This window comes from Bacillus sp. AFS037270, from assembly GCF_002585305.1.
On sequence record NZ_NUNF01000078.1, the window covers coordinates 45,160 to 69,509 of the forward strand.

Sequence of the window (24,350 nt, forward strand, 5' to 3'; positions counted from 1 at the left end):
CTTAATATACCTCCTGTCCTTCTAATTCTTTAATAACATTTCGAATAAGTGCCTGATGGGCTAATACTTGTTCTTTTTCCACCATTGGATGTCCAGGAAGTACCCAGCGGTTTCCTTCATATTCTGTGGAAACATAACCGTCATATCCTTTTTCGTGCAGATATTGGAGAATCCCTTTATAATCCATAGAATATTCTTCGCCAGTTTCTGTCATTTCAAATAACTTAAAGTGGAAATGTTTAATATATGGCATATATTCATCTAAAACGCTGTATGGCTCATTTTCATAGCCATCTGCCATATGTGCGAAGAAGTGATCGGCTTCCGATTTTAATAATTTTTTTAGGTCATCTGGAAAGCCGCCATTTTCCAAATATACTTTTCTAGGATCTTTTCCTTGGGCGAAAATATCATTAATATAATCAATCACTTCCTGATTTGTCCCTAAATGTTTGCAATAATCTGCCATTACTCTAGGCAACCTGCGGCAGAAAATTCCGGTATCAATGACAAGCCCTACATAAGGAGAATTCAACCGCATCATTTCTTTAATAAATTCTTGTGTTTTTGGAACATCAAAGCTCAAACCGGCATGTATTTCTAACGCCAAGGTAACATTATATTTTTCAGCATATGGTAATAACGGCTCGATGACAAAAGCTGGTACCATCGATACTAATCGAATTAATTTAATCCCTAAACGGTTGGCGAGCTTAATCTCTTCAATTAGTAAATCAACACATTCCTTTTTTGTTAATTCTCTATTCTTGTACAAATTTGTATTTAAAAACACGTCTGCAATGACAGGCTTCATTTTATAAGTACTTACCAGCCTGTCCCATTCTGCCAAAGTTTCCTTTGAAGGATGGGGGGTGTTATGCAACATCTGATCTGGAATAATTTCAATTCCTTCAACTTCATTCTCAGCCAAAAATTTAAAAATATCTTCTAAGCTCATACGTTTATTTAAATATTCATCTTGCAAACTATATAAACTAACGCATGTTTTTATTTTACTCATTGATAAATCTCCCTTCACCTTTTTATTCTGTTATATTGATGTCGCTTACATATTTATCATAACCTGCCATTTTCCATGTTCCCTTTTTTTATTTATCTTAAGAGTGCTAGATTATCGTCTTATTTTTTATATACATTTCTTTAATACAAAAAAAGGTTAAAAATAATATTGTGATTTTTAACCTCAACTACATTTAGTTCTTAAATTTTTTTAAAAATGATTCTTTGTTCCTTATTCTAGGGGCAAACTAAACAAAATAACTTTAAGAGGTGTGGATTATGTTCATGCAAGGGAATATTATTGCGGGTGAATTTGATTCGATGATGAATGAATTTTCCTTACAGAAGGTGAAAAATTTCGATTTAGAATCAGTTCTTAAAGTAAACCAAATAAATAATATTTATGATTATTTGAAAAAACATCAGGATGAGGAGGATGGCCAAATTATAACATTATACGATCAAATGCCTGTTCGCTTGTCACAAAATGAAATTAATCAGTTAATATCTGATTTAGAGAAAGTAATGTCTATGTATCATTAATATTGAGAGACGGCAATCTCGAATGGGCAGATTGCGGATACGAAAAAAGTATAACAAGCTATAAATGGAGGCAATGTTTTGTTAAACATTGTCTCTTTTTTTTATTTAAGTTAGCTGGTATATTCGTATTTGTTGTTTATAATTATTTTAGGTCTTTACTCTTTAGCAGTATACTTTTTTACACTATGTTATTTTAAAAGTGCGTACTTGTTCACTTTATATATTTTGCCGATAATAGGAATAAAGAATTAATAGGCAAGAGGGGGATCACATGCAATTAAGAGTCTCAGCGGTTCAATATAATCTCCACACGATTTATTTTTTTGAAGAGTTTGCCAATCAAGTGGAGCATTATATTAAAACAGCTGAAGAATTTGGAGCGGATTTTATCCTTTTTCCTGAATTTTTCACTACTCAGCTAATGTCAATTGGCAATGCTAATGGGGAAGTATTGACCATCCAAGAATTACCCGATTTTACCAAACAATATCGTTCATTATTTATCACATTAGCCCAACAATATAACATGCACATTATTGGCGGAACTCATGTAATCCGCAAAGGTGATCGACTCTACAATGTGGCGCATTTGTTTTACCCAGATGGTCGGGTGGCAGAACATGCAAAACTTCATATTACTCCAACAGAGGTATACGAGTGGAATATGAGTGCAGGTGATACACTAGAGGTTTTTGAAACTGAAAAAGGAAAAATCGCGATGTTAACGTGTTATGATATTGAGTTTCCAGAGATTGTTCGTATGGGAAAGGCAAAAGGCGCAGATGTAATCTTTTGTCCGTCATGCACGGATGACCGCCATGGTTTCCATCGTATCCGTTATACGAGCCATGCTAGAGCGATTGAAAATCAAGTCTATGTCGTAACTACTGGTACCGTCGGTTCGCTGCCAACCGTTGACTTTATGCGTGCAAATTTTGGACAGGCTGCAGTCATCACACCTAATGATATCCCATTCCCTCCACAAGGCATCATGGTAGAAGGGGAGATTAACCAGGATATGATTGTCACTGCGGATCTGAATTTAGAGCTATTATATCAGGTACGTGAAAAGGGTTCTGTTACAACCTGGCGTGACCGACGTACGGATCTTTACCCGGATTGGGAAACTGATAGGCTTGTTCTCAGTTAGAAATGGAGGGGCACAATGTATCGAAAAGAATTTTTTGTTTTCGACCAAGAAAAACCTGTTCCAGTGATCATACGTAATTATGGGGAAAATCTTTTCTTCTCCGTTGCGGCCGAACCCCAGTAAAAGTAATTGCAAAATATTTAGAGGATGAAGAATCGTGTAATTATGGGACTCTAATGGAGTGGAAGAACCCATTTTTCAAGTACTAAAATAAATTTAATTTACTATTGTACCCAATTATAGGGGTGCATTTTTTGTGTGTTATTTTTGTGAATATTCTGTGAACAAAACTTTTCATGTACTCTCACCAGCCGTTGTTACAAGCATATCATGTATCAAGGTGGTGATAAAAAATGACATTTACACTTTCAGATTGGATGCTTTATACAATGTGGGCCGTTTTTGGACTAATGATTCTTGATCTTTTATTAGGATTTTTAAAGTCATTCTGGAAAGGCACGCTCACTTCAGATTTTATTTTAGGTTACTTGAAGGATCTTTTATATTACGTTATTCCATTGAACTTCCTCATCTCCATGTTCCCAATCGACCCTACTGGATGGATCTTAATAGCATTCTTTTTCGTTGGCGGTTTAGCCGTTGCAATTAAGTATTTATTAGACATTATAAAAAAATTTAAATAATCCCCGTCAGAAACCCTCCCATGCTCGATGGAGGGTTTTTTAAATAATGTCACTAGAGGGAGAAAATCTATATAAATCAGAGAATAAATTTACCCTTTACCAATAGGTATGACTTACGAGAAATAAGAATAAATATCAGTATTCTAGATTAAATATCTGTGGTGCTTCACCAGTAAATCAGCACCAATCAAGCGAGTTACTTATAAATTTTTTGCAATATTCAGAAAGGATTGTGGAGCCATGAGGAAATATCGGTGGGTAAAGTGGCGAAAAATCATCCTCTGGGTCGCAGCTGTCGTCATTATAAGTATATATTTGCTTAATAGTGGACCGACAGTATGGGGAGTCGTCATCAGTATTGTCAGTTTGTTACTGCAGCTGCTCTTTGCCATGCTGTTCATGATTATCCAGTTTGTTGCCCTATTCTGGTTCCTTGCCCGCGGCAGGACCTATTGGATCCTGCCGGGGGAAACAGGCTCCACCTGGGACGATTACCGGGGAAACCCAGAGATTGTCGAAAATGCAAAACGCATTGTTACCCTTTTAAAGGGAGTAAAAGAGTTTAAGGAGATGGGTGGTGAAGCCATCCGCGGATTATTGCTATGTGGACCGCCAGGGACTGGGAAATCCTACCTTGCCCAAGTAATTGCAAATGAAGCCCAAGTTCCTTTTGCTTACGCCTCTGCACCTAGTTTTCAAAATATGTTCTTTGGTGTCGGAAACCTTAAAGTAATGGGGCTCTATAAAAAGGCCCGTAAGCTCGCAAAAGTGTATGGTGCTTGTATTATTTTTATAGATGAAATTGACGCCATCGGAATGAGCCGTCAGGCAGGAGGCGGATCAGGAGGAATGATGGGCGGACTGATGGGAATGGGTGGTTCGGGTCTGCTAAATGAACTGCTCTTGCAAATGGACCCGCCAAATATCGATAACGGCTGGTTCTCCAAGTTGCTTCGGTCAATTGGTCTTCGAAAAAAGAAGGCGGACCGGCCTGCAGTCTTAACGGTTGGTGCAACCAACCTTCCCGATGTACTTGATCAAGCCTTGCTTCGGCCAGGGCGTTTTGACCGAAAACTCTGGGTGGATTCCCCTGACTATGATGGACGGATCGATGTTTTCCAATACTACCTTGAAAAGGTAAAAAGGGACTCATCTATTACCCCTGAGCGGGCAGCACTTGATACGATTGGTTATTCTCCTGCACAAATTAAACACATCGTAAATGAAGCAGTCGTGATTGCCCATCAACGCGGGGCTCAGGTTGCTAGTTACGAAGATTTCCGTGCTGCGATGGAGACATATGAATGGGGGCTAAAACAGCCGCTTAGGTCCATGAGTGAGGATGAAAAACGAAACGTAGCCTATCATGAGGCCGGCCATGCGGTTGCACAGTTTCTTCTAAAACCTCATGAACGAGTATGGAAAGTAACCATTATCCGCAGGGGTGGTGCGCTAGGACTCGCAGCTACGAAACCAACGCATGAACGATATAATCGGACCGACAGAGAGATCCTAGCGGAAATACAAGTTTGTTTGGCAGCTCGTGCGGTGGAAGAGGAGTTTTTAAATAAAAAATTAAATGGGGTTACTTCTGATTTGAGGCAGGCAACAGAGCTTGCGGGCGCTTATCTAGGGATAGTCGGCATGGGTGAAGAATTATTCAGCTGGCTCGCGGTCGGTTCACGTTCGGACGGACTAAGAGCACTGCGATCCAAAATCAATGAACTCCTAAAGTCAGAGATGAACAAAGTTAAGAAGCTTGTAAATGATAATGCTGACTTTGTTCACCGGATTGCCGAGGAGCTCCTGAAGCGTGGCGATTTAACAGGCGAAGAGATAGAGCAAATCTATGTTGGGCTGTATGGCCAAAGTCGAGCAGAAGTCCTAGAGTCGCAGAGTCAAGTTTTATTAGATTCAACTGATAAGGACAAAAACGAGTAAAAAAGTTTAGAAAGTGTCTTCAATAGGGGGGATTAAGGACAAAACCTATTAACAAACCTGCAGAACTATTCTCAATCAGATTTTAAAAAAATGGAAGGTGTCACTCGCCTTCCATTTTTATTTTTAGTAACTTTAAGAAAGTTAATTCTAATATTCTACCATCATTTTTTTCATATACGGTGTCTAGGTATTAAAGCTCGGAGTTTTAACTACCTGCCCATCCATGACTTCGCAAGTTTCAATACCTGAAAAATGGTCATTTTAATGGTACATAAATTTATTAGTTGACAAATAGAACTAATACTACTAAAATTATAAATTATTCAACGATAGTTTAGTTTCTGAGTATGAATGCTCAATAATCATTCATTACTTTACAAATTAAATATTTAGCAAGCTATGATTGCTATGGATCACACTATAGCAGGAGCAGCTTCTGGAGAGATCGCAGATATCTGCGGCGCCGAAGGGTTCACAATCTCAGGCAAAAGGACAGAAGAGTACGAAGACTATTTATTATTCTATCACAAAAGAGTAATAGATATTATTTGTTATTCTTTCGCCCGAAGAGATTGGAGAAATTCCAGTCTCTTTTTTTATTGGTTTAATTCTTGTTCATAGTTTCACATGTACAAGAAGAATTATTACTACCATTAGGGGGAGTTTCAAGTGGCACATCAGGAATTAAAAAGGGATTTAAAAAACCGGCACGTACAATTGATTGCAATTGGAGGAACAATTGGAACAGGGTTATTTTTAGGATCAGGCAGAGCCATCCAGTTAGCAGGTCCATCGATTATGTTTGCCTATATCATTGTAGGGATCGCCTGTTTTTTTGTTATGAGAGCATTAGGAGAGCTGCTATTATCAAAAGCGGGTTATACATCTTTTACAGACATTGCTGAAGACTACATTGGACCATGGGCAGGATTTGTAACGGGATGGACTTATTGGTTTTGTTGGATCATGACAGCTATGGCTGATATTATTGCCGTTGGTGTATATGTTCAATATTGGTTTGATATCCCGCAGTGGGTTCCAGCCATCGTCTGCTTAGTTCTATTATTGGGGCTTAATCTATTAACGGTAAAACTATTTGGAGAGTTAGAGTTTTGGTTTGCCTTAATAAAGGTCATCACGATTCTCGCTTTAATTGGAATAGGAGTTACCTTATTAGTAATAGGATTCAAAACAGATGTGGCAACCGTTTCTGTAAAAAATATTTGGGAATATGGCGGTCTATTTCCACATGGTGTATCAGGTTTCTTACTATCTTTTCAGATGGTAGTCTTTGCCTATGTGGGCGTTGAATTGGTGGGTGTATCAGCAGCGGAAACAGCCAATCCGCAAAAAAATATCCCGTCAGCGATTAATAAAATTCCGTTAAGAATTCTATTTTTCTATGTGGGCGCACTTTTTATCTTGTTATGTATCAATCCATGGACACAGTTAAATGCAGATAACAGTCCTTTTGTAAAAACGTTTAGTTTGGTAGGAATACCGATTGCAGCAGGTATTATTAATTTCGTTGTGTTAACATCAGCGGCATCTGCCTGCAATAGTGGTTTGTTTTCAACGAGCCGAATCTTATATAATTTAAGCTCTAAATCCCAGGGCCCAGCCCAATTTTCTAAATTAAATAAAAATCATGTACCAAGTAATGCATTATTGGTCTCAGCACTTGTTTTATCAGTCGGAGCACTTTTAAGCAAACTGATTCCTGAACAAGCTTTTGGCATCGTGACAACGATCAGTGCGATTTGTTTTATTTGGGTTTGGGGTATTATCTTAGTTTGTCATTTACGGTACCGGAAATTACGTCCGGACCTGCGAAAAAAATCGACTTTTAAAGCTCCATTTACGCCGTTTATTAATTACGCAGTCTTAGCTTTATTTGTTTTTATTCTTATTGTTATGTTGTTTGCTGAATCAACTCGGACAGCTTTATTATTGACACCGATATGGTTTATTCTTTTATTTATCTTGTACTCTCTTAAAAGAAACAAGGATCAGAACATAAAAGTATCTGCATAATAGTTATAAAATATAAAAGTGAACTAACCCACATCATTATGATTGGGTTAGTTTTTTTTAAAAAGAAAATAGTTTAATTTTTTGTTCGTTAAAAAGGAAAAAGGAAAAATATGTAGAAATATTAATATAATGGAAGGCCGGGTGTAACACAGAAAACTAGATTGTAATATTGCTAACAAATTTGTAATGTGGATATGCCCGCCAACATATGATACACGGATTAGTCATTTTAATGGAGTGTTGGGGGGATCTATTTGCAGAGAAAATGGTTGGTTTTTGTTAGTTTAGCTTTTCTTTTGTTGTTTAGCTTGTGTTTTGGTGTACCTTCTAGTAAGGCGGCGACAGTCAACAAGTTCATTATTATTAACAAAGCAACCAACCGCCTAGCATACTATGAAAACGGCACACTGAAAAAAGAATTTAAGGTAGCAACAGGGCGGAGTCCTTCGTACACACCGGAAGGGAAGTTCAAAATTGTTAACAAAATCGTTAACCGCCCATATTACACGGGGCATATTCCAGGAGGGGACCCTCGAAATCCGCTGGGTAATCGCTGGCTTGGATTGAATGCACGCGGAACATGGGGGTCCACCTATGCCATCCATGGGAACAACAACCCAAGTTCTATTGGCAAGTATGTGAGCGGCGGCTGCATCCGCATGTATGATAATGAAGTGGAGTGGCTATTTAACCAGGTGCCAGTAAATACTACGGTTGTTATTACCACTTCGAAAAGCTCCTTCGATGCGATCGCTGTGGCTAACGGATTAAAAGGCGGCGGGCAAGGTACACCTTCTGTCCCTGTTACTACAATCGGGGAAACCCTTAAAAAAGGAAGCAGGGGACCTGCAGTAGTAATACTTCAGAAGAAGCTGACATCTCTTGGATACAGTACCAAAGGGTTTGATGGCATCTTTGGAGCAAACACTGATAGCGCAGTCCGTAACTTCCAAAGAGCCCATCACCTGCAAGTAGATGGCGTTGTAGGACCGAATACGAGAAAAGCCCTTGGACTATAACAGTCATTCATTATCTAAGCTGCTCAGTTTTGCTGAGCGGCTTTTTTATATTCAATATATACAGAAAAATAGAGGATTCCCAAAGAATTAGTCTTTTGGGAATCCTCTATCTAATTAATAATATTTTATTTCTGTATCTGAGCCCGTTTTACAAAGAATACTAAAACCAGGGCTATAAAAGCAATAATGGTAGCGACAATAAATGCATCATTAATCCCATCTATTGTGGTTTGTTTCATGACTTGCCCATAAAGCACATAGGTAGTTAGTTGTTTACCAGCGGCAGCAGGCATGTGTGTTAACGCTGCTAGGCCTTGACTAAGCTGTGAAAATTGACCTGCGATGAATGGATTCGCACTTGTCATTGTACTAATATATTCACCATAATGCACCCCTGACCTTGAGGTCATCACGGTAACAAGGAAGGCAGTTCCAATACTTCCGGCAATTTGTCTTGCTGTATTGGATGCGGCCGTACCGTGTGCCCCTAGGTGACGAGGTAATTGGTTTAGACCTTCAGTCATAATTGTCATCATAATGAATGACATACCAAACATCCTAAATACATAAAGGAGAAGGAGATGGGTATAGCTTGTTGTCATACTTAATTTAGTAAATTGCCATGTTGTAATAACCGTTATGGTTAAGCCGATGACACCAAGCCACCTTGCACCGATTTTATCAAAAAGTGCACCTGAGATTGGCGACATAATTCCCATTATAATCGCCCCAGGAAGCATCAATAAACCAGATTCTAAGGCGGTAAAACCACGAATATTTTGCAAATAAATAGGAAGCAAGATCATCGCACCAAACATGGCCATGTTGACAATCATACTGATAATGGTAGTTAAAGCAAAAATGTCATATTTAAATACTCTTAGATCTAACATCGGTTTATCGGTTGTAAGTTCACGCCAGATAAACGCGAGGATAAATATCGCTCCAACTGTTAAAGAAACCACTACAGTTGCACTGTCCCAGCCATCACTTCCTGCTTCACTAAATCCATATAATAGAAATCCAAAACCTAATGTTGAGAATAATAATCCTGGGAAATCAAATTTAGGATTCGTTGTTTTGGTTACATCTTTCATCCACATGAAGCTAAAAATTAAATCAAGTACACCAATTGGAATAACGATATCAAACAATAATCTCCATGAATAATGTCCAATCAACCACCCAGACAATGTTGGGCCGATAGCTGGAGCAAATATCATAACAACACCCATGAGTCCCATGGCTTTCCCACGCTTTTCCGGAGGGAAGAGGGCGAAAAAGACAGTCATCAATAGAGGCATAATAATTCCGGCACCACTTGCCTGGATGACCCTTCCGATCATCAGCATACTAAAGTTAAATGATAGGGAACAAATTAATGAACCTACGGTAAAAAGAGAAATCGCAGCAATAAAAAGTTTCCTGGTTCCAAACTTTTCAATCAAGTAAGCCGTAACTGGAATCAAAATACCGTTAACTAGCATATAACCAGTTGATAGCCATTGAACCGTATTTGCAGAAACACCTAAATCATTCATAATATGAGGAATCGCTACATTAAGTAAAGTTTGATTAAGGATAGCAACAAATGCACCAAGCATTAATGCAGTGAGTATTTTACCTGTTCCTGAAGATTTTTCAGATTTACGCTCTTCTTGACTGGAACGGTTTCTAATTTCTTCTTTTGGTTTTACATCGGCTTGCACATATTCCAAAGCTGGCTCGGCTATCGCATTATCTTCAAGCATATCCTCCACTTGACTTGATAGATCTTCTTGTTGGTCTTTTTTATTGATTTCTTGCCTTTGTGGAATATCTTCAACCTCTTGTTTTATTACTTCAGTTTGAGCAACTTTCGGTTTTTTTTGTTTCAACACACCGAAATTGATGAGAAGTAACACTAAAATACATATAAGGGCATAAACCGTGATATATATTGACATCTTATCACCTACTTATGAATTCGCACGGTCACGTTCATACCAGGAACAATTCCTACACCTTTATTGTCATCAATGGATACTTTAACAGGAACAACTTGTGTTACCTTAGTGTAATTTGCTGTGTTATTTGAACTAGGTAACAAAGAGAAAGTGCCTGCTGTAGCTAAACCGATTTGTTGTATTTTCCCTTTTAATGTTGAATTAGGAAAAGCATCAACGTAAATGTCAACATCCTGTCCTACGGCAATTTCGTCAATCTTTGTTTCATCAATGTTTGCTGTTACCCACAAATTATTTAAATCATATACTTGTGCAAGAGGTGTTCCTGCTTCAACGAATGAATTTTGGACAGCGTTACTTTGAACAACTGTTCCGTTTGTTGGAAGAGTAACTTTCATTTCAGTCGGCTGTCCATCGGTTCCAGTAGTTAAGATCGTCCCAATTGTTTCATCTTTAGTAAAACTATCCCCAACTTTGCCTTCCCAACCAGTTAATTTTCCGTTAGCAGGAGCTGCAATGGAAACTTGTTGTCCAGCGATTTGCGCATTGTCTGTTGTTAAATAATTGACGCTTTTATTGTAGTAAGCATATCCTGCAAAACCTCCACCTACTAAGACAATTAAAATTATAATGTTGACTAATAGTAAACGTTTCGTACTCATTCAATTATTCCTCCTCAATCGATAACTTTTCCAAAACCAGTTTATGAAGACGCAGCAGATGGGAGATTTCCTCCTCTGGTAAATCAAGGACTTCTTTCATTTTCTTTATAAGCATGGAATCGGAAGTATTAAACTGATCTAATGTTCTTATTCCTTCGTCTGTTAAACGTATAGAGACGGATCTTCTATCTCCCGGAGGTATTACTCGTTCAACTAAGCCACTATGAACGAGGCGGTCAATCACCCCACTAACGGTACTGTTGGTCAGTTTTAATTTTTCTGCGAGTTCCCCTAAACTGATATTAGGATTGTAGTTAATTTTGTATAGTGCCTTTAATTGAACAGGAGTAATACCTAATCTTTCTGCATCAAATTTAACAAGTCTATTGAAGGCTTTATTAATTTCCATAAAACTCCCTAAAATTTCATTATTAAGTACGTCTATTTTAGAACCCTCCTTTCTTTCTAAAATCTAATATTACCTATAAGAATATTTCGTATGCGAAGTAAATTATAAACAGGGACAAGGAATAATGTCAATAATAAAGCAATAGAGTGTCAGACTACAGGATGAAATCATACACTCTTCTTAGAGGAGACATATAACTATTTAGGGGGATGGGAAAATGAAGTTTGAGATGCAAAAAGCTATTATGTTAGCTGAAAATATAAATGATTTTATAAAATATGTTCAAAAAAGTAATGAAAATAAGAACAGCTTTAGATTTAATCCTGATAAATTATTACAAGTAAAACTCCTTGTTGAAGAATTTAGGTTTCAGATAATTGCAGACGAGCTATTAAGAATCAATCAGTATTCATGGGATGGAAAGTATACTCATTATTTAGTTGATTGTTTTAAAAAGGGAATTGACATTATAGATGAATATGTTCGAAATAACTACGAAGATTTATATCTGTTAACAGCAAGACTTTATACATTAAAGGACCTTGGCAGCATATTTAGCCTAAAGGAAACAGAAACTTTTTCATTGTAAAAGTTTAAAGGTGTAAGAATCAAAATAAAAGTATCTAAAGTGTCAGGCCGGATAAAGAGGAACTGGCACTTTCTATTGCTCATTTTGTTAAATCTAGTAAAATAGTAGGAAAGGTGTAGAAATGGATTCCTAATGTAACATGAAAGAAAGATATATAAAGTGTAATTTCCCGCTTTGGGTCATAAAGATGTTCGTTAAAGATTATACATAAATATATTTCAAATGAAATTTTATAAATTATATGGCAATCGAGACCATTAAGTAGAGGTAATGTAAAGGATGAATGAAGACTTAATAAAAAAAGCCAATACATCTTATCAGTTAGCTGAGCAAAAGGCTGCACAATATTTTCTTTCCCTTTATCAACAGGTCATGGAAAAGTCATATGTCCCTGCCTTAACAAAAGATATACACTCATGGAAACAAAACCATATTCATCATCATCCACTATTATCGTTCTTTTCGAGAAGAAAGAAAAAGTCTGATACCCAAGGATATTACAATTATATCCGTTGGCTCGATTACACAGGTAAACTGGATAACTACCTGGATCGCAGCATTTCCTATCTATTTATGCGGGATCTGGGTAAAGCATTAAATTCTCCTGACACCCAGATAAAGATTCGTCAGGTCGTTGATAGTTTAAAAAATAACCTAACTGAAGGTGGAAAAGAGGAAAAAGAGTCGTTTAGTATGGCCGGATTATATCGCTGGGCTCAAAAGGAAGGTATTGAATCCACTATGATCTGGGTCTTAGACAAATTAAAGACCGTAACCCTTAATATACCAAAGGGAATGGATGCTGAACATGCCCAGAGAAAACTTATCAAAATCATAGCTGGTGTTATGATGCATGTGGTTGTAGAGTTAGAAGATGATCTATCGCCTCTTGAACGTAAACAGAAACTAGATAAAGCAATTAGGCTTGGTTACTCTTATGGTCTGACCTATCCCTTCATTGATGATCTATTAGATTCACGTGTTTTATCAGATAATGAGAAAAAACAATACTCCCATTTAATACGGACGACACTTATTACTGGGGCAGTACCGGAGTTGGGGGACTGGATTGGAAAAAACATCAATCTCATTCGGTATATCCATTCAGAGCTTCGAGAGGCTTATGAATATATAAAGACTAATCAGCAGCCTGAGACATTGAAGTTATTTTTTGATCAATCCTATGTGTTTTTTAACTCACAGGAAGTAGACCGTGAAAAAAATCTATCCAATGCCAACTACTCGAATGAAGAGCTTTATATTCCAGTGATATTAAAATCATCTTCTTCGAGATTGATCGTGCGTTCCGTCCTCAGTGCTCCTGAGGATGAGGGATTTGACAATCGAACCTTCTTTTATGGAATTTACAATCAGCTGGCGGATGACTTTGCCGACATGTTTGATGATATGAAGGAGGGGGCAGTGACTCCCTATACTTATTATCTGAAATATCATAATCAACGTCCTGATTTGATAAATCCCTTCGAATTATACTGGGCAGTAATCGCCAATTTAATTCATAATGTGTATCACTCTGATGGTAAGACCTGTGAGGTTATACTCGATCGAGCCATAAACGGACTAAAGCGATTTAAAGAGCGCGTCGGAAAGGAAAAATACAACGAAGTGATGCATCTTTTTTCTTCCGGACATCCCAATTTCAATCGTGTTATTCAAAAAATGGTCATTAAAGCAGATGATGTGGATTTTTTTGATAAACTACTTCGAGACCATATTATAATGAATTTAAAAAAGGACCGACAGGAACAGGATGACTTTTTAGATCGGATGGAAACGGTACGGGATCAAATTAATAACAATATAAAAATCTATCAAGGAGAAAATATTCCTTTGATGGATGACTCCATTACAGAAGCCTCCAATTATAGTCTTTTGGGTGATGGAAAGAGATTAAGGCCGATTGTCGCTTGGGAAATAGCTGTGAATGGTTATGGATTAAACCACTCGGCGATTATGCCGCTTTTAAAATCATTGGAATATATGCATACGGCATCCCTTATTTTCGATGATCTTCCCTCTCAGGATAATGCCTCTTTCCGTAGAGGACGGCAGACGCTGCATGAGGTGTATAACACAGCGATTGCGGAATTAGCGGGTCTGTTTTTAACTCAGAAGGCGATCGAGGAGCAAGCATCCCTGCTTGAATTTGATGCAAAAACAGTGCTTAAGATGATTCAGTATTCGGCCAGAATGACCGAGAATATGTGTAAGGGGCAAGCAATGGATTTAGCCTCGAAAGGAAAGCCGTTAACATTGGAACAGTTAACAACCATGAGTTATTATAAAACAGGAATTGCATTTGAAGCTTCGATCATTATGCCTGCCATCCTTGCTCAGGCCAAGGAGTCCGAAATGGAGGCATTGAAGAAATTTGCCCGTTATGCCGGCATTGCTTTTCAGATTAAGGATGACCTGCTGGATGTAGAAGGGGATGATCGTAAACTCGGAAAAGCAATTGGTAAGGATAAAGAAAATAATAACTCTACCTTTGTATCAATTCTAGGTCAGGATGGTGCAAGAAAAGAGATGTGGGAGCAATACTGTCTAGCAATGGAGGCACTGGAAGAGGTGCCACGTAATATTATTTTCTTGAAGCATTTGTTAAATTATATGGTAAATCGTGAACATTAATAGACCGAACAGAAACTATCAGTATGATAGTTTTTTTCGTTTATTAAAAGAAATCTCTATCAACAAAAGATATAATAAGACTATGTTTCTATTGCTAGCGTTCAACAAGGAGGTATGCTGCCCTGAAAACAAAAAATATATCGCTTCAGACAAAAATCTTTGGGTTGGCCCTATTACTTGGATTATTGTTAATCCTCCTGATGACCTCATTTTATAGCTATATGGAGAGTAAACAAATAGAGGAAAACAAGGGGAAGTTGGCACTTGAAATTTCAAAAACAGTCTCGTTTATGCCGACGATTATTGAGGCTTTCCATTCTAGTTATCCATCAAAAACTATTCAGCCCCTAGCAGAAAAAATCCGAAAAGAAACGGGTGCCGAATTTGTGGTGGTAGGAAACATGGATGGAACAAGGTACTCACATCCATTAAAATCGATGATCGGAAAAAAGATGAAGGGCGGAGATAATGATAAGGCTATTAAAAAAGGGCAATATTATGTTTCCAAAGCAAACGGTTCACTTGGTCCTTCGATTAGAGGGAAATCCCCCATTTTAAACAAAAACGGAGAAGTAATTGGAGTCGTTTCGGTAGGCTTCCTGTTGGAAGACGTCCATCACCAAATCACAAAAAATATCACAAAGGTACTATTAGTCTCTATTTTTGCGTTATTGATTTCCTCCTTAGGCAGCATGCTGCTTGGACGGGATATTCGAAAAGATACATTGGGTCTCGAACCTTATGAAATTGCCGCACTCTATAAAGAAAAGAACGCGGTACTCCATGGGGTGAAAGAGGGAATATTAGCCGTTAATAGAGACGGATTTATTACCATGATGAATCAGCCCGCAAAAAGGCTACTACACATTAATGGTTCTGTCCGCCATTTAAAAGTAGATGGACTTTTTTCGTCAGGGTATTTGTATGAAGTTTTACATTCAGGAAGTCCGATCGTTGATAAAGAAGTGGTTTGGAAGGATAAAACAGTAATTGTCAATTGCACACCACTTTTTGACGAATCCGGAATAAGTGGTGTGGTTGCTTCTTTTCGTGATAAAACAGAAATTGAGCAAATGGTAAACACGATATCAGAAGTAAAGAGTTATTCGGAAGACCTTCGTGCACAGACACACGAATACACAAACAAGTTGTATGTGTTATCAGGCCTGCTTCAACTCGGTGAATTTGATCAGGCAATTGCGATGATTCAAGCGGAAACACAGGTATTGCAGGTTCAAAATACGATTTTATTTAACCAGATTAAAGATTCCAAAGTCCAAGCTATTCTGTTGGGGAAATTGGGTAAAGCATCGGAAAAAAAGATTAACCTTGAGATTAATCCAGAAAGCTATTTAGAAGCTTTGCCTACCCACATAAATTTTTCTAGTCTAATTGTTATTATTGGTAATTTAATAGATAATGCCCTTGAAGCAGTCTCTGAGTCATACAACCCTACAGTGAAATTTTTCGCTACTGACATTGGCAGTGATATCATTTTTGAAGTTTCAGATAATGGGAGGGGAATCAGTGAGCGCGATATTCCTAAGCTATTTAATCGGGGCTTTTCTTCTAAGAAAGGGGACATGCCGAGGGGATTTGGGCTATCAAATGCTGAAGAAGCTGTGATTGAAGTGAATGGGATGATTGAGGTCCAAAGTAACCCCGAAACCGGAACAGTCTTTACCGTGTATCTTCCTAAGCAATACGAGAGGAGACCAGAACATGCATGAGATAAAAGCAGTGATTGCAGAAGACGATTTTCGAGTTGCTGATATACATGAAAAATTCTTAAAAAAGTTTAAGGAAATTGATGTGGTTGGAAAAGCACTAAATGGAAATGAGACTTTGAAGTTGCTAAAGGAAAATGCAATCGATTTGTTGCTCCTTGATGTGTATATGCCTGATATGCTAGGATCTGATTTGCTCTCAATTATAAGAGAACGGTTTCCAAAGGTAAGTATTATTATGATAACTGCTGCAACGGATAAGATTTTCATTGAGAAAGCATTAAGTTACGGTGTAGAGAGTTATTTAATAAAACCTGTCAATAGGGAAAGATTTGACGAAGTTATTTTGGAATATATAAAAAAATACTCACTACTTTCTTCTGAACAGGAAGTAAATCAGCAATATGTAGACCTTTTGTTTGGTAAAAATGTAATTGAAAATGTGGGGAAAGGCGGGTTTCCAAAAGGAATTGATGAGATCACGCTTGGAAAGGTGAAAAAAGTTCTTCTTAATAAAAATCAGGGCCTCTCTGCTGAAGAAGTAGGGAAAGAAATTGGGGCTTCTCGAATTACAGCCCGTCGTTATTTGGAGTATCTGTCTTCCAATAATGAAGCGAAGGCAGAAGTGGTTTATGGAATCGTCGGGAGGCCTGAAAGAAAGTATTATCCCATGTAGTGAAGATGCCAACAGGCGTCTTCTTTTTATATTTTTTAACCGTGAACAATATGTACAAAATATAGTTTAAAGTACTTTAATAACTTTATTTTGAAAACGTTTCCAAACTAAAATATTTAGATTATTATAAATTTACTAACAAAAGGGGTGAGAATTTTGCTGGCAATTTTAGGATTTTTACTAATTATTATGTTTATGATTTTGATTATGACCAAACGTCTATCCGCAATGATTGCACTCATGGTGGTGCCTGTTGTCTTTGCCTTAATAGGGGGATTCGGCAAAGAACTGGGGCCAATGGCGCTTGAAGGGATCAAAAGTGTCGCACCAACGGGAATCATGATTCTTTTTGCTATTCTCTTTTTCGGAATTATGATTGATGCTGGAGTCTTTGATCCTATTATTTCAACAATCTTAAAACTTGTAAAAGGGGACCCTGTAAAAATAGCCATTGGAACAGCAGTCCTTGCATTATTAATTTCTCTTGATGGAGATGGAACTACTACATATATGATTACCATTTCAGCCATGCTTCCATTGTATAAACGGATTGGTATGAAACCATTAATCCTCGCTGGAATTGCGGTCTCTGCTTCCGGTGTAATGAATCTCCTTCCATGGGGAGGGCCTACTGCAAGAGCCATGACTGCACTACATCTTGAAATGGGAGATATTTTTACTCCTGTAATACCAAGTATGATAGGTGGAGTGTTGTTTGTATTATTTATGGCATTTTGGCTTGGCAGAAAAGAGCGCAAACGAATTGGTGTTTTAGAAATCGACTATAGTACAATGGCCATGATGGCAGCTACAACAGAGGATGCCTACCTAAAACGTCCAAAGTTAATTGTTGTAAACTACCTGCTTACCATAATCCTTTTAGTTGCTCTTATTCAGGAATTACTGCCTAGTACAGTATTATTTATGATTGGATTTGCCATTGCAATTACAATCAATTATCCAAATATACAGGAACAAAAAGAACGTATTATGCACTATGCAGATAATGCATTGTCTGTAGTATCGATGGTTTTTGCTGCAGGGATATTTACAGGTATTCTTTCTGGGACGAAAATGGTGGACGCAATGGCAAATACGATGATCACTCATATTTCAGCGGACTTGGGCTCTCATTTTGCTCTTATTACTGCGATTATCAGTGCACCATTTACATTTTTTATGTCCAATGATGCATTTTATTACGGGGTACTTCCATTATTAGCGAAAGCTGCTAGCGGGTATGGGATTGATCCGGCAATGATTGGCCGCGCATCGCTCTTAGGGTTGCCAGTCCATTTACTTAGCCCTTTAGTTCCTTCAACCTACTTACTAGTAGGTATGGTTGGAGAAGATTTCGGAGATCTACAGCGCTCCTTTTTAAAATGGGCTTGCGGTTCGACAGCAGTGATGATTCTAGTCGCACTGGTACTATCAATTATACCAATCTAATAATCTAGTTAAAATCCAGAAGCTCCTTGATTGGGGCTTTTGGATTTTGTCTTTAAAAATAGGAGAGTCAAATGGAAGTCTTTTTTCTAATTTTATTAAATGTGGTTTTACCAGTATTTCTTTTAATTGCAGCAGGTGTATTGCTGCATCGGAAGTTTAAGTTTGATATGAGTACATTATCCAAATTAAATACGTATTTTCTAATGCCTTCGGTAGGCTTTGTGAACATCTATCAAAATAATATTGGCGGAGAATCGCTTGTACATATTATTGGTTTTTTAGTTATCCAATGTACATGTTTAATGATCATAAGTGCGGTGATATCAAAAGCAGCAAAGTTTGATAGCGGTCTGTCATCCACTTTTAAAAATAGTATTGTGCTAAACAATGCCGGTAACTTTGGGCTGCCAGTAAGTCAGTTGGTTTTTCAACATAACCCATTAGGGGCGTCCATTCAGATTGTCGTCATGATTTTTCAAAATTTGTTAACCTACACCTATGGGTTGTTTAATTCGGTTTCCGTCGATCAAAGAGGTTTTAAGGCGTTGAAGGAATTTCTAAAAAACCCTGTCATTTATGCATTTTTATTAGGATTGATTCTGCACTCCTGCCATGTTAAAATCCCGCCTTTTATTTGGACACCTATCCATAATGCGTCGAATGCGTTCTTAGCAGTTGCGTTAGTTACTCTTGGTGCACAAAGTGCTTATATAAAAATAAGTCGATTTTCCTTACCGCTGTTTTTAAGTTTATTTGGCCGTTTACTTCTCTCTCCATTGATAGCGATGTTTATTATTACAACATTAAATTTGGAGGGAACGACGGCACAGGCTTTGTTTATTGCCAGCTCTTTTCCTACCTCCAGAAACAGTGCTCTTTTCGCGTTAGAGTATGGAAATCACCCGGAGTATGCAGCACAGGTTGTTTTAATGTCAACTATACTTAGTATGATTACAGTGACAACGTTTGTTTACTTATCGACGATTTTATTCTAAGGCTGTTTTCTTTTTTCGGATAAGATTGTACTTAAGCTTAAATAAGGTGTCCGAAGTGGATAGCGGTTTATTGAATTCTTCATACGAGTCTGAAGTCGCTGTAGGTTCGGACAGGATGGCCTTTGAATTCATTAAACGAGTCTGAAGTCGCTGGAGGTTCGGACAGGATGGTCTTTTAATTCGTTAAACGAGTCTGAAGTCGCAGCAGGTTTGGACAGTGTTGCCATTAAATTCCTCAAAGGAGTCTGAAGTAGCTGGAGGTTCGGACAGGATTGCGATTGAAATCCTCAAACGAGTCCGAAGTCTAAGCAGGTTCGGACAGGATTGCGATTGAAATCCTCAAATGAGTCTGAAGTAGCTAGAGGTTCGGACAGGATTTGGATTGAAATCCGCAAACGAGTCCGAAGTCGCTGGAGGTTCGGACAGGTTTGTCTTTGAAATCCTCAAATGAGTCTGAAGTAGCTGAAGGTTCGGACAGGATTGCGATTGAAATCCTCAAACGAGTCCGAAGTCACTGGAGGTTCGGACAGGATTGCGATTAAAATCCTCAAACGAGTCTGAAGCCGCTGGAGGTTCGGACAAGGTTTGGATTGAATTCCGCAAACGAGTCTGAAGTCGCCGGAGGTTCGGACAGGGTTGCCATTGAAATCCTCAAACGAGTCTGAAGTCGCTGGAGGTTCAGACAGGATTGCCATTGAAATCCTCAAACGAGTCTGAAGTCGCTGGAGGTTCAGACAGGATTGTCTTTGAAATCAACGAACGAGTCTGAAGTCGCAGCAGGTTCGGACAGTATGGCGATTGAAATCCTCAAACAGTCTGAAGTCGCAGCAGGTTTGGACGGGATTGCGATTGAATTCCGAGAAACGAGTCCGAAGTCGCTGGAGGTTCGGACAGGATGGCGATTGAAATCCGCAAACGAGTCTGAAGTCGCAACAAGTTCGGACAGGATTGGGATTGAAATCTTCAAACGAGTCTGAAGTCGCAGCAGGTTCGGACAGGATGGCGATTGAAATCCTCAAACGGGTCCGAAGTCGCAGCAGGTTCGAGACAAGATTGCCATTGAAATCCTCAAACAAGTCCGAAGTTGCACTAGTGAACTTTTATCTTATAATTGCCTCCTCATTATAGAGACCCGAGAACAGGCTAAAGTTGACAAAAAGACCGTTTAGCTAATTAAACGGTCTTTTTGCAGGCTTACTATACTGTCGCCTTTTGTACGGCTCTGGCTTCTTTTAAGAAAATAAATATAAAAACAACAAAGGTAATAAAAGCAACCATTGCATTATATAAAAATACTTCCCGCATTCCGACATATTCGCTGGCAATCCCGCCTGCCATGCTTCCTATTATTCTAGCTAAACCTAAACTAATTAATCCATTCATCGTTTGTCCTGAGGCCTTAAGTTCTTTAGGCACCTCCTGATTTATATAGATAGCAAGCGTAACGGATAATACGATAAAAATTAATCCATGCAGCATTTGAATCGGAAGGACGAGATACGGATTATGGACAAAATAACAGAACAGCCACCGCAGACCAGCGAAAAAGGCAGTACTTACTAAGACAATGGGAATACCAAATCGCTCAATGATTTTATGGCCGAATAGTAAAAAAGGCACCTCACTGATGGATGAGAAAAGCATAGACCAGCCAAGCAAACTATTATCTGCGCCTAGCTGATTAAAGTAAATCGGGAAAAAAGCATAATAATACCCAAGGGTAATTTGAACAACAAAATTTAATGATATAAACAACATGAGTTTTCGGTTTTTTAATAAAACTAGCAGAGAAACCTTGTTTTTACTAGACTGATGACCTTTTATTTTGGGCAATTGAATGCAGATCACAAGGGTTAGCAGCATTACAAGAGAGTAAACGATAAATATACTATTAATATTCTTTCTCGCCACTATCCCAAAAGCAACCGACATTAGTGCAAATCCTATCGTTCCTGCTAGACGAATTGGACCAAAATTCCATTTGGTTCGAGCAAGATGTTCTAAAGTAATTGCGTCATTTAAAGGATAAATTGATGTTTGAAAAAAGGTGACAAGGCAAATGATAAGCAATAAATAAAGGTATTGATTGGATAACGGCAGTAACAATATGGAAACAGCACTTCCCAAAGCTAATAATTGAAGGACTCGGTTTTTACTTTCTGCCCGATCACCAATGCTTCCCCACAGTGGCTGTGCCAGAACGGCAACCAATGGGCCGAAGCTTAATAGTGTAGCAATGGAGGTCTGACTTAAACCAATACTTTTTAAGTAGACAGGCATAAATGTACCGTAGACGGCATTGCCCATATAAGAAACTGCGTACAAACAAAGAAATAGTAGATAGATGCGAGTTGATTTTTCCTCCAAGAAGTTCACCTCAATAATTCAATAGGTCATCCAGTAAACATACAAAAACTTACCAGCTGGATAACCATTATTTTAAGTAGTGTTCGTTGTGAATTTTCTTCAGTAATGCTTGGCAGCCTTCGGAAACCAGCTGATATGTTTCTTCAAAATCCCCGGTATAATATGGGTCAGGCACATCCTTTTGGTGTTCCGTTAAATCTAACAGACGGAGGATTTTGGGATGCTTTGGCTGTCCGGTTATTTCGAAAATGTTCCTTTTATTACTTTCATCCATACCTACTATATAATCGAACTTCTCAAAATCCTGCTTTGTTAATTGGCGTCCAACAAGACCATTTGCTGAAATGTTATATTTCTTCAAAATAGCAAGGGTTCCTTTATGGGGCGGAGAACCAATATGCCATGAGCTTGTAGCAGCGGAATCCACTGTAATTTTGCCGGACAGATTTTCTTTTTCTACTAAGTCACGAAATAAGGCTTCCGCCATTGGTGAGCGGCAAATGTTCCCTAGGCACACAAATAAAACGTTAATCATATTATAAGCTCCTTTAATTTTCTTACGATACTCTTTAACCTATTATAATAGTAGATAAAATAAAAGGAAAAGAGTTGCTTTTCACATTAATTATTGTCACTATTTATAATGTGGAAAAATTAATTATTAAAGGGACGTCACGATGGAAACTAAAAATAAAGAACCATGGTTAGTTTTTGAATTTGCTAATTCAGAGGGCGATATTAATCCTCTTATATTTAAAAGACCAATTAAAGTGATAGCGGCTTTTACCATAAATGAAGTTTTGCCCTGTCTTAAACTTGTACAGGAAGAAGTAAATAACGGATACTATGCCGCTGGATTTTTATCGTACGAAAGTGCACCTGCTTTTGATGCCGCATTTATTACCAATAAGGAAAGTAAAATGCCATTATTATGGTTTGGGATTTTTGCTGAACCAGAATACCAAAGCTTTAGCAGTACAGGATCTTATGCACTTACAAAGTGGGAACCTTCCGTTAGTTTAGAAGAATATAATCAGTCAATCCAAGCGATAAAGGACGGAATCGAGAGGGGCGACACCTACCAAACTAACTATACCATCCGACTTCATAGCCATTTCGAGGGAGATGATTTTGCTTTTTTTGAGAAGTTGAAAAAAGCTCAGTCTTCCGATTATTGTGCTTATATCAATACCGGAGAGTATAGTATTTTATCGGCATCACCTGAATTGTTTTTCCGCCTGCAGGATGAAACCATTATCACTCGACCTATGAAAGGGACTATTAAACGAGGAAAATCCTTTGAAGAGGATGAGGCTAATGCCCGTTGGTTATATCTTTCTGAAAAAAACCGGGCCGAAAATGTCATGATTGTAGATATGCTTAGAAATGACTTATCCCTTGTGGCGGAATTTGGGACAGTTCAAGTTCCAAAGCTATATGAGATTGAGCCCTATCCAACTGTTTATCAAATGACTTCAACAATTACAGGAAGAGTCGCTGAAAATACTGAGCTTATCGATATCTTTAGGGCACTCTTTCCTTGTGCCTCCATTACCGGTGCACCAAAGGTCAGCACGATGAAAATTATTGGAGAATTGGAACCGGAGCCGCGTGAGGTATATTGTGGGGCAATCGGTTATATAACACCAAATAAAGAAGCGGTATTCAATGTACCAATTAGAACAGTCTTGATTGATCAGCAATCAGGTTTAGCTACATATGGGGTTGGGGGAGGAATCACCTGGGATTCTACCTCTGAGGGGGAATATGACGAGGTTCTTGCAAAAGCAAGTTTACTTGAGGAAGATAGACCAGAGTTCGAGCTTCTCGAAAGCCTCCTATTGGAGTATGGGAAGTATTTCTTGTTAAAAGAACACCTTGAGCGATTAAAAAAATCAGCCCAATACTTTGGATTTTCAGTTGATATTGAGTGTATACAAACGAAATTGGACGAATTTTCCAGCCGAAACAGTGGGAAGCTAAAAGTAAGGCTCTTAGTAAATAAGAAAGGCGTAGTAACAATAGATGCGCAGCCTGTAGTAGCGCAGCCCACTCCAATAAAGGTTATTCTGGCCGGAAAACCGGTTGATAAAGATAATACGTTTCTTTATCACAAAACAACCAATCGGTCGATCTATACTGATTTTCAATTAACCAAACCTTCGGATGTTTTTGATACCTTACTTTGGAATAAAGACGAAGAATTAACAGAATTTACGAATGGTAATCTTGTCTTAGAATTAGACGGGAAATTATGGACTCCACCTGTCAATAGCGGTCTGCTTGCCGGTACCTTCCGGGAGATGTTAATAAAGGAAGGGATGATTCGTGAGAAAGTTTTAACGATTGCGGATTTACAGCAAAGCTCAAAGGTTTGGTTTATTAACAGTGTGCGTAAATGGTTAGAAGTGGAATTAGTAGAATGACTATAAGTAAGTCCATGTAGAAACTCTACATGGACTACTTTTCATGGTTTAGGAAATTATAAAATTTTCGCTTGTGGATAACTGTTAATAAAAGGACTGTC

At 38.2% G+C, this 24,350-nt stretch carries 20 protein-coding genes, 1 pseudogene and 1 riboswitch; of the genes and pseudogenes, 15 read left to right on the plus strand and 6 right to left on the minus strand.

Translation table 11 applies throughout. From position 1 onward, the window contains the following. Nucleotide 1 precedes the first annotated feature (1 nt). A complete protein-coding gene (locus COD92_RS27565; protein WP_098530677.1) occupies nucleotides 2-1,021 on the minus strand; it encodes a sugar phosphate isomerase/epimerase family protein in 1,020 nt (339 codons plus the stop codon). Between the two features lie 278 nt (nucleotides 1,022-1,299). Between COD92_RS27565 and COD92_RS27570 the strand changes: the two genes are divergently transcribed. From COD92_RS27570 to COD92_RS33195, 7 genes and pseudogenes are all read left to right on the plus strand, one after another. Further along, the gene (locus COD92_RS27570; RefSeq protein WP_098530678.1) at nucleotides 1,300-1,563 is read left to right on the plus strand and encodes a hypothetical protein; all 264 of its coding nucleotides are present in this window, start codon (nucleotides 1,300-1,302) and stop codon (nucleotides 1,561-1,563) included. Nucleotides 1,564-1,834: 271 nt separating this feature from the next. Continuing rightward, complete coding sequence (locus COD92_RS27575) at nucleotides 1,835-2,713, plus strand: carbon-nitrogen hydrolase family protein (protein WP_098530679.1); 879 nt, start codon at nucleotides 1,835-1,837, stop codon at nucleotides 2,711-2,713. Nucleotides 2,714-2,802: 89 nt separating this feature from the next. After that, nucleotides 2,803-2,922, plus strand: a pseudogene (locus tag COD92_RS33075) (GNAT family N-acetyltransferase); the annotation flags it as partial. Nucleotides 2,923-3,066: 144 nt separating this feature from the next. Further along, nucleotides 3,067-3,357, plus strand: coding sequence for a hypothetical protein (locus COD92_RS27585; RefSeq protein ID WP_098530680.1), 291 nt, complete (start codon nucleotides 3,067-3,069; stop codon nucleotides 3,355-3,357). 240 nt (nucleotides 3,358-3,597) lie between these two features. Further along, complete coding sequence (locus COD92_RS27590) at nucleotides 3,598-5,298, plus strand: AAA family ATPase (protein ID WP_098530681.1); 1,701 nt, start codon at nucleotides 3,598-3,600, stop codon at nucleotides 5,296-5,298. Between the two features lie 426 nt (nucleotides 5,299-5,724). Next, a riboswitch (glycine riboswitch) is annotated at nucleotides 5,725-5,804 on the plus strand. A 163-nt stretch (nucleotides 5,805-5,967) separates the two neighbouring features. Continuing rightward, complete coding sequence (locus COD92_RS27595) at nucleotides 5,968-7,332, plus strand: amino acid permease (protein ID WP_098530682.1); 1,365 nt, start codon at nucleotides 5,968-5,970, stop codon at nucleotides 7,330-7,332. A 254-nt stretch (nucleotides 7,333-7,586) separates the two neighbouring features. Then, the gene (locus tag COD92_RS33195) at nucleotides 7,587-8,351 is read left to right on the plus strand and encodes a L,D-transpeptidase family protein (RefSeq protein ID WP_098530683.1); all 765 of its coding nucleotides are present in this window, start codon (nucleotides 7,587-7,589) and stop codon (nucleotides 8,349-8,351) included. Between the two features lie 125 nt (nucleotides 8,352-8,476). On the opposite strand, the gene COD92_RS27605 is transcribed toward COD92_RS33195, so the two are convergent. The 3 genes from COD92_RS27605 to COD92_RS27615 are packed head-to-tail and all read right to left on the minus strand — an operon-like array spanning nucleotide 8,477 to nucleotide 11,368. Continuing rightward, the gene (locus COD92_RS27605; RefSeq protein WP_098530684.1) at nucleotides 8,477-10,297 is read right to left on the minus strand and encodes a DHA2 family efflux MFS transporter permease subunit; all 1,821 of its coding nucleotides are present in this window, start codon (nucleotides 10,295-10,297) and stop codon (nucleotides 8,477-8,479) included. An 8-nt stretch (nucleotides 10,298-10,305) separates the two neighbouring features. Then, complete coding sequence (locus COD92_RS27610; RefSeq protein WP_098530685.1) at nucleotides 10,306-10,959, minus strand: HlyD family secretion protein; 654 nt, start codon at nucleotides 10,957-10,959, stop codon at nucleotides 10,306-10,308. Between the two features lie 4 nt (nucleotides 10,960-10,963). Further along, nucleotides 10,964-11,368, minus strand: a complete 405-nt coding sequence (locus tag COD92_RS27615; RefSeq protein ID WP_098530686.1) for a MarR family winged helix-turn-helix transcriptional regulator — start codon at nucleotides 11,366-11,368, stop codon at nucleotides 10,964-10,966. Nucleotides 11,369-11,585: 217 nt separating this feature from the next. Between COD92_RS27615 and COD92_RS27620 the strand changes: the two genes are divergently transcribed. The 7 genes from COD92_RS27620 to COD92_RS27650 all read left to right on the plus strand — a co-directional run bounded on the left by COD92_RS27620 (nucleotide 11,586) and on the right by COD92_RS27650 (nucleotide 20,433). Then, entirely contained in the window at nucleotides 11,586-11,957 is a 372-nt protein-coding gene (locus COD92_RS27620) for a hypothetical protein (protein WP_098530687.1), read from the plus strand. Between the two features lie 279 nt (nucleotides 11,958-12,236). Continuing rightward, nucleotides 12,237-14,609 (plus strand): polyprenyl synthetase family protein, encoded by a 2,373-nt coding sequence (locus tag COD92_RS27625; protein WP_098530688.1) that lies wholly within the window; start codon nucleotides 12,237-12,239, stop codon nucleotides 14,607-14,609. Between the two features lie 122 nt (nucleotides 14,610-14,731). After that, nucleotides 14,732-16,339, plus strand: coding sequence for an ATP-binding protein (locus tag COD92_RS27630; protein WP_098996688.1), 1,608 nt, complete (start codon nucleotides 14,732-14,734; stop codon nucleotides 16,337-16,339). Beyond that, a complete protein-coding gene (locus COD92_RS27635) occupies nucleotides 16,332-17,012 on the plus strand; it encodes a response regulator (protein ID WP_098530690.1) in 681 nt (226 codons plus the stop codon). Before COD92_RS27630 ends, COD92_RS27635 begins: the two co-directional genes overlap by 8 nt. Before the next feature lie 156 nt (nucleotides 17,013-17,168). Continuing rightward, nucleotides 17,169-18,461 carry a CitMHS family transporter gene (locus COD92_RS27640; RefSeq protein ID WP_098530691.1) on the plus strand — a complete coding sequence of 431 codons (1,293 nt, stop codon included), beginning with the start codon at nucleotides 17,169-17,171 and terminating at the stop codon, nucleotides 18,459-18,461. A 71-nt stretch (nucleotides 18,462-18,532) separates the two neighbouring features. After that, complete coding sequence (locus tag COD92_RS27645; RefSeq protein WP_098530692.1) at nucleotides 18,533-19,456, plus strand: AEC family transporter; 924 nt, start codon at nucleotides 18,533-18,535, stop codon at nucleotides 19,454-19,456. Nucleotides 19,457-20,196: 740 nt separating this feature from the next. Next, nucleotides 20,197-20,433 carry a hypothetical protein gene (locus tag COD92_RS27650; RefSeq protein ID WP_098530693.1) on the plus strand — a complete coding sequence of 79 codons (237 nt, stop codon included), beginning with the start codon at nucleotides 20,197-20,199 and terminating at the stop codon, nucleotides 20,431-20,433. A 220-nt stretch (nucleotides 20,434-20,653) separates the two neighbouring features. Here the strand turns inward: COD92_RS27650 and COD92_RS27655 are convergent, their stop codons facing one another. Both COD92_RS27655 and COD92_RS27660 read right to left on the minus strand, forming a co-directional pair. Beyond that, nucleotides 20,654-21,823 carry an MFS transporter gene (locus COD92_RS27655; protein WP_098530694.1) on the minus strand — a complete coding sequence of 390 codons (1,170 nt, stop codon included), beginning with the start codon at nucleotides 21,821-21,823 and terminating at the stop codon, nucleotides 20,654-20,656. 67 nt (nucleotides 21,824-21,890) lie between these two features. Then, nucleotides 21,891-22,358, minus strand: a complete 468-nt coding sequence (locus COD92_RS27660; RefSeq protein ID WP_098530695.1) for a low molecular weight protein-tyrosine-phosphatase — start codon at nucleotides 22,356-22,358, stop codon at nucleotides 21,891-21,893. 142 nt (nucleotides 22,359-22,500) lie between these two features. On the opposite strand from COD92_RS27660, the gene pabB reads away from it, so the two are divergent. Then, on the plus strand, nucleotides 22,501-24,249 hold the full coding sequence (gene pabB, locus COD92_RS27665; protein WP_098530696.1) for an aminodeoxychorismate synthase component I: 1,749 nt from the start codon (nucleotides 22,501-22,503) through the stop codon (nucleotides 24,247-24,249). Nucleotides 24,250-24,350: the final 101 nt, after the last annotated feature.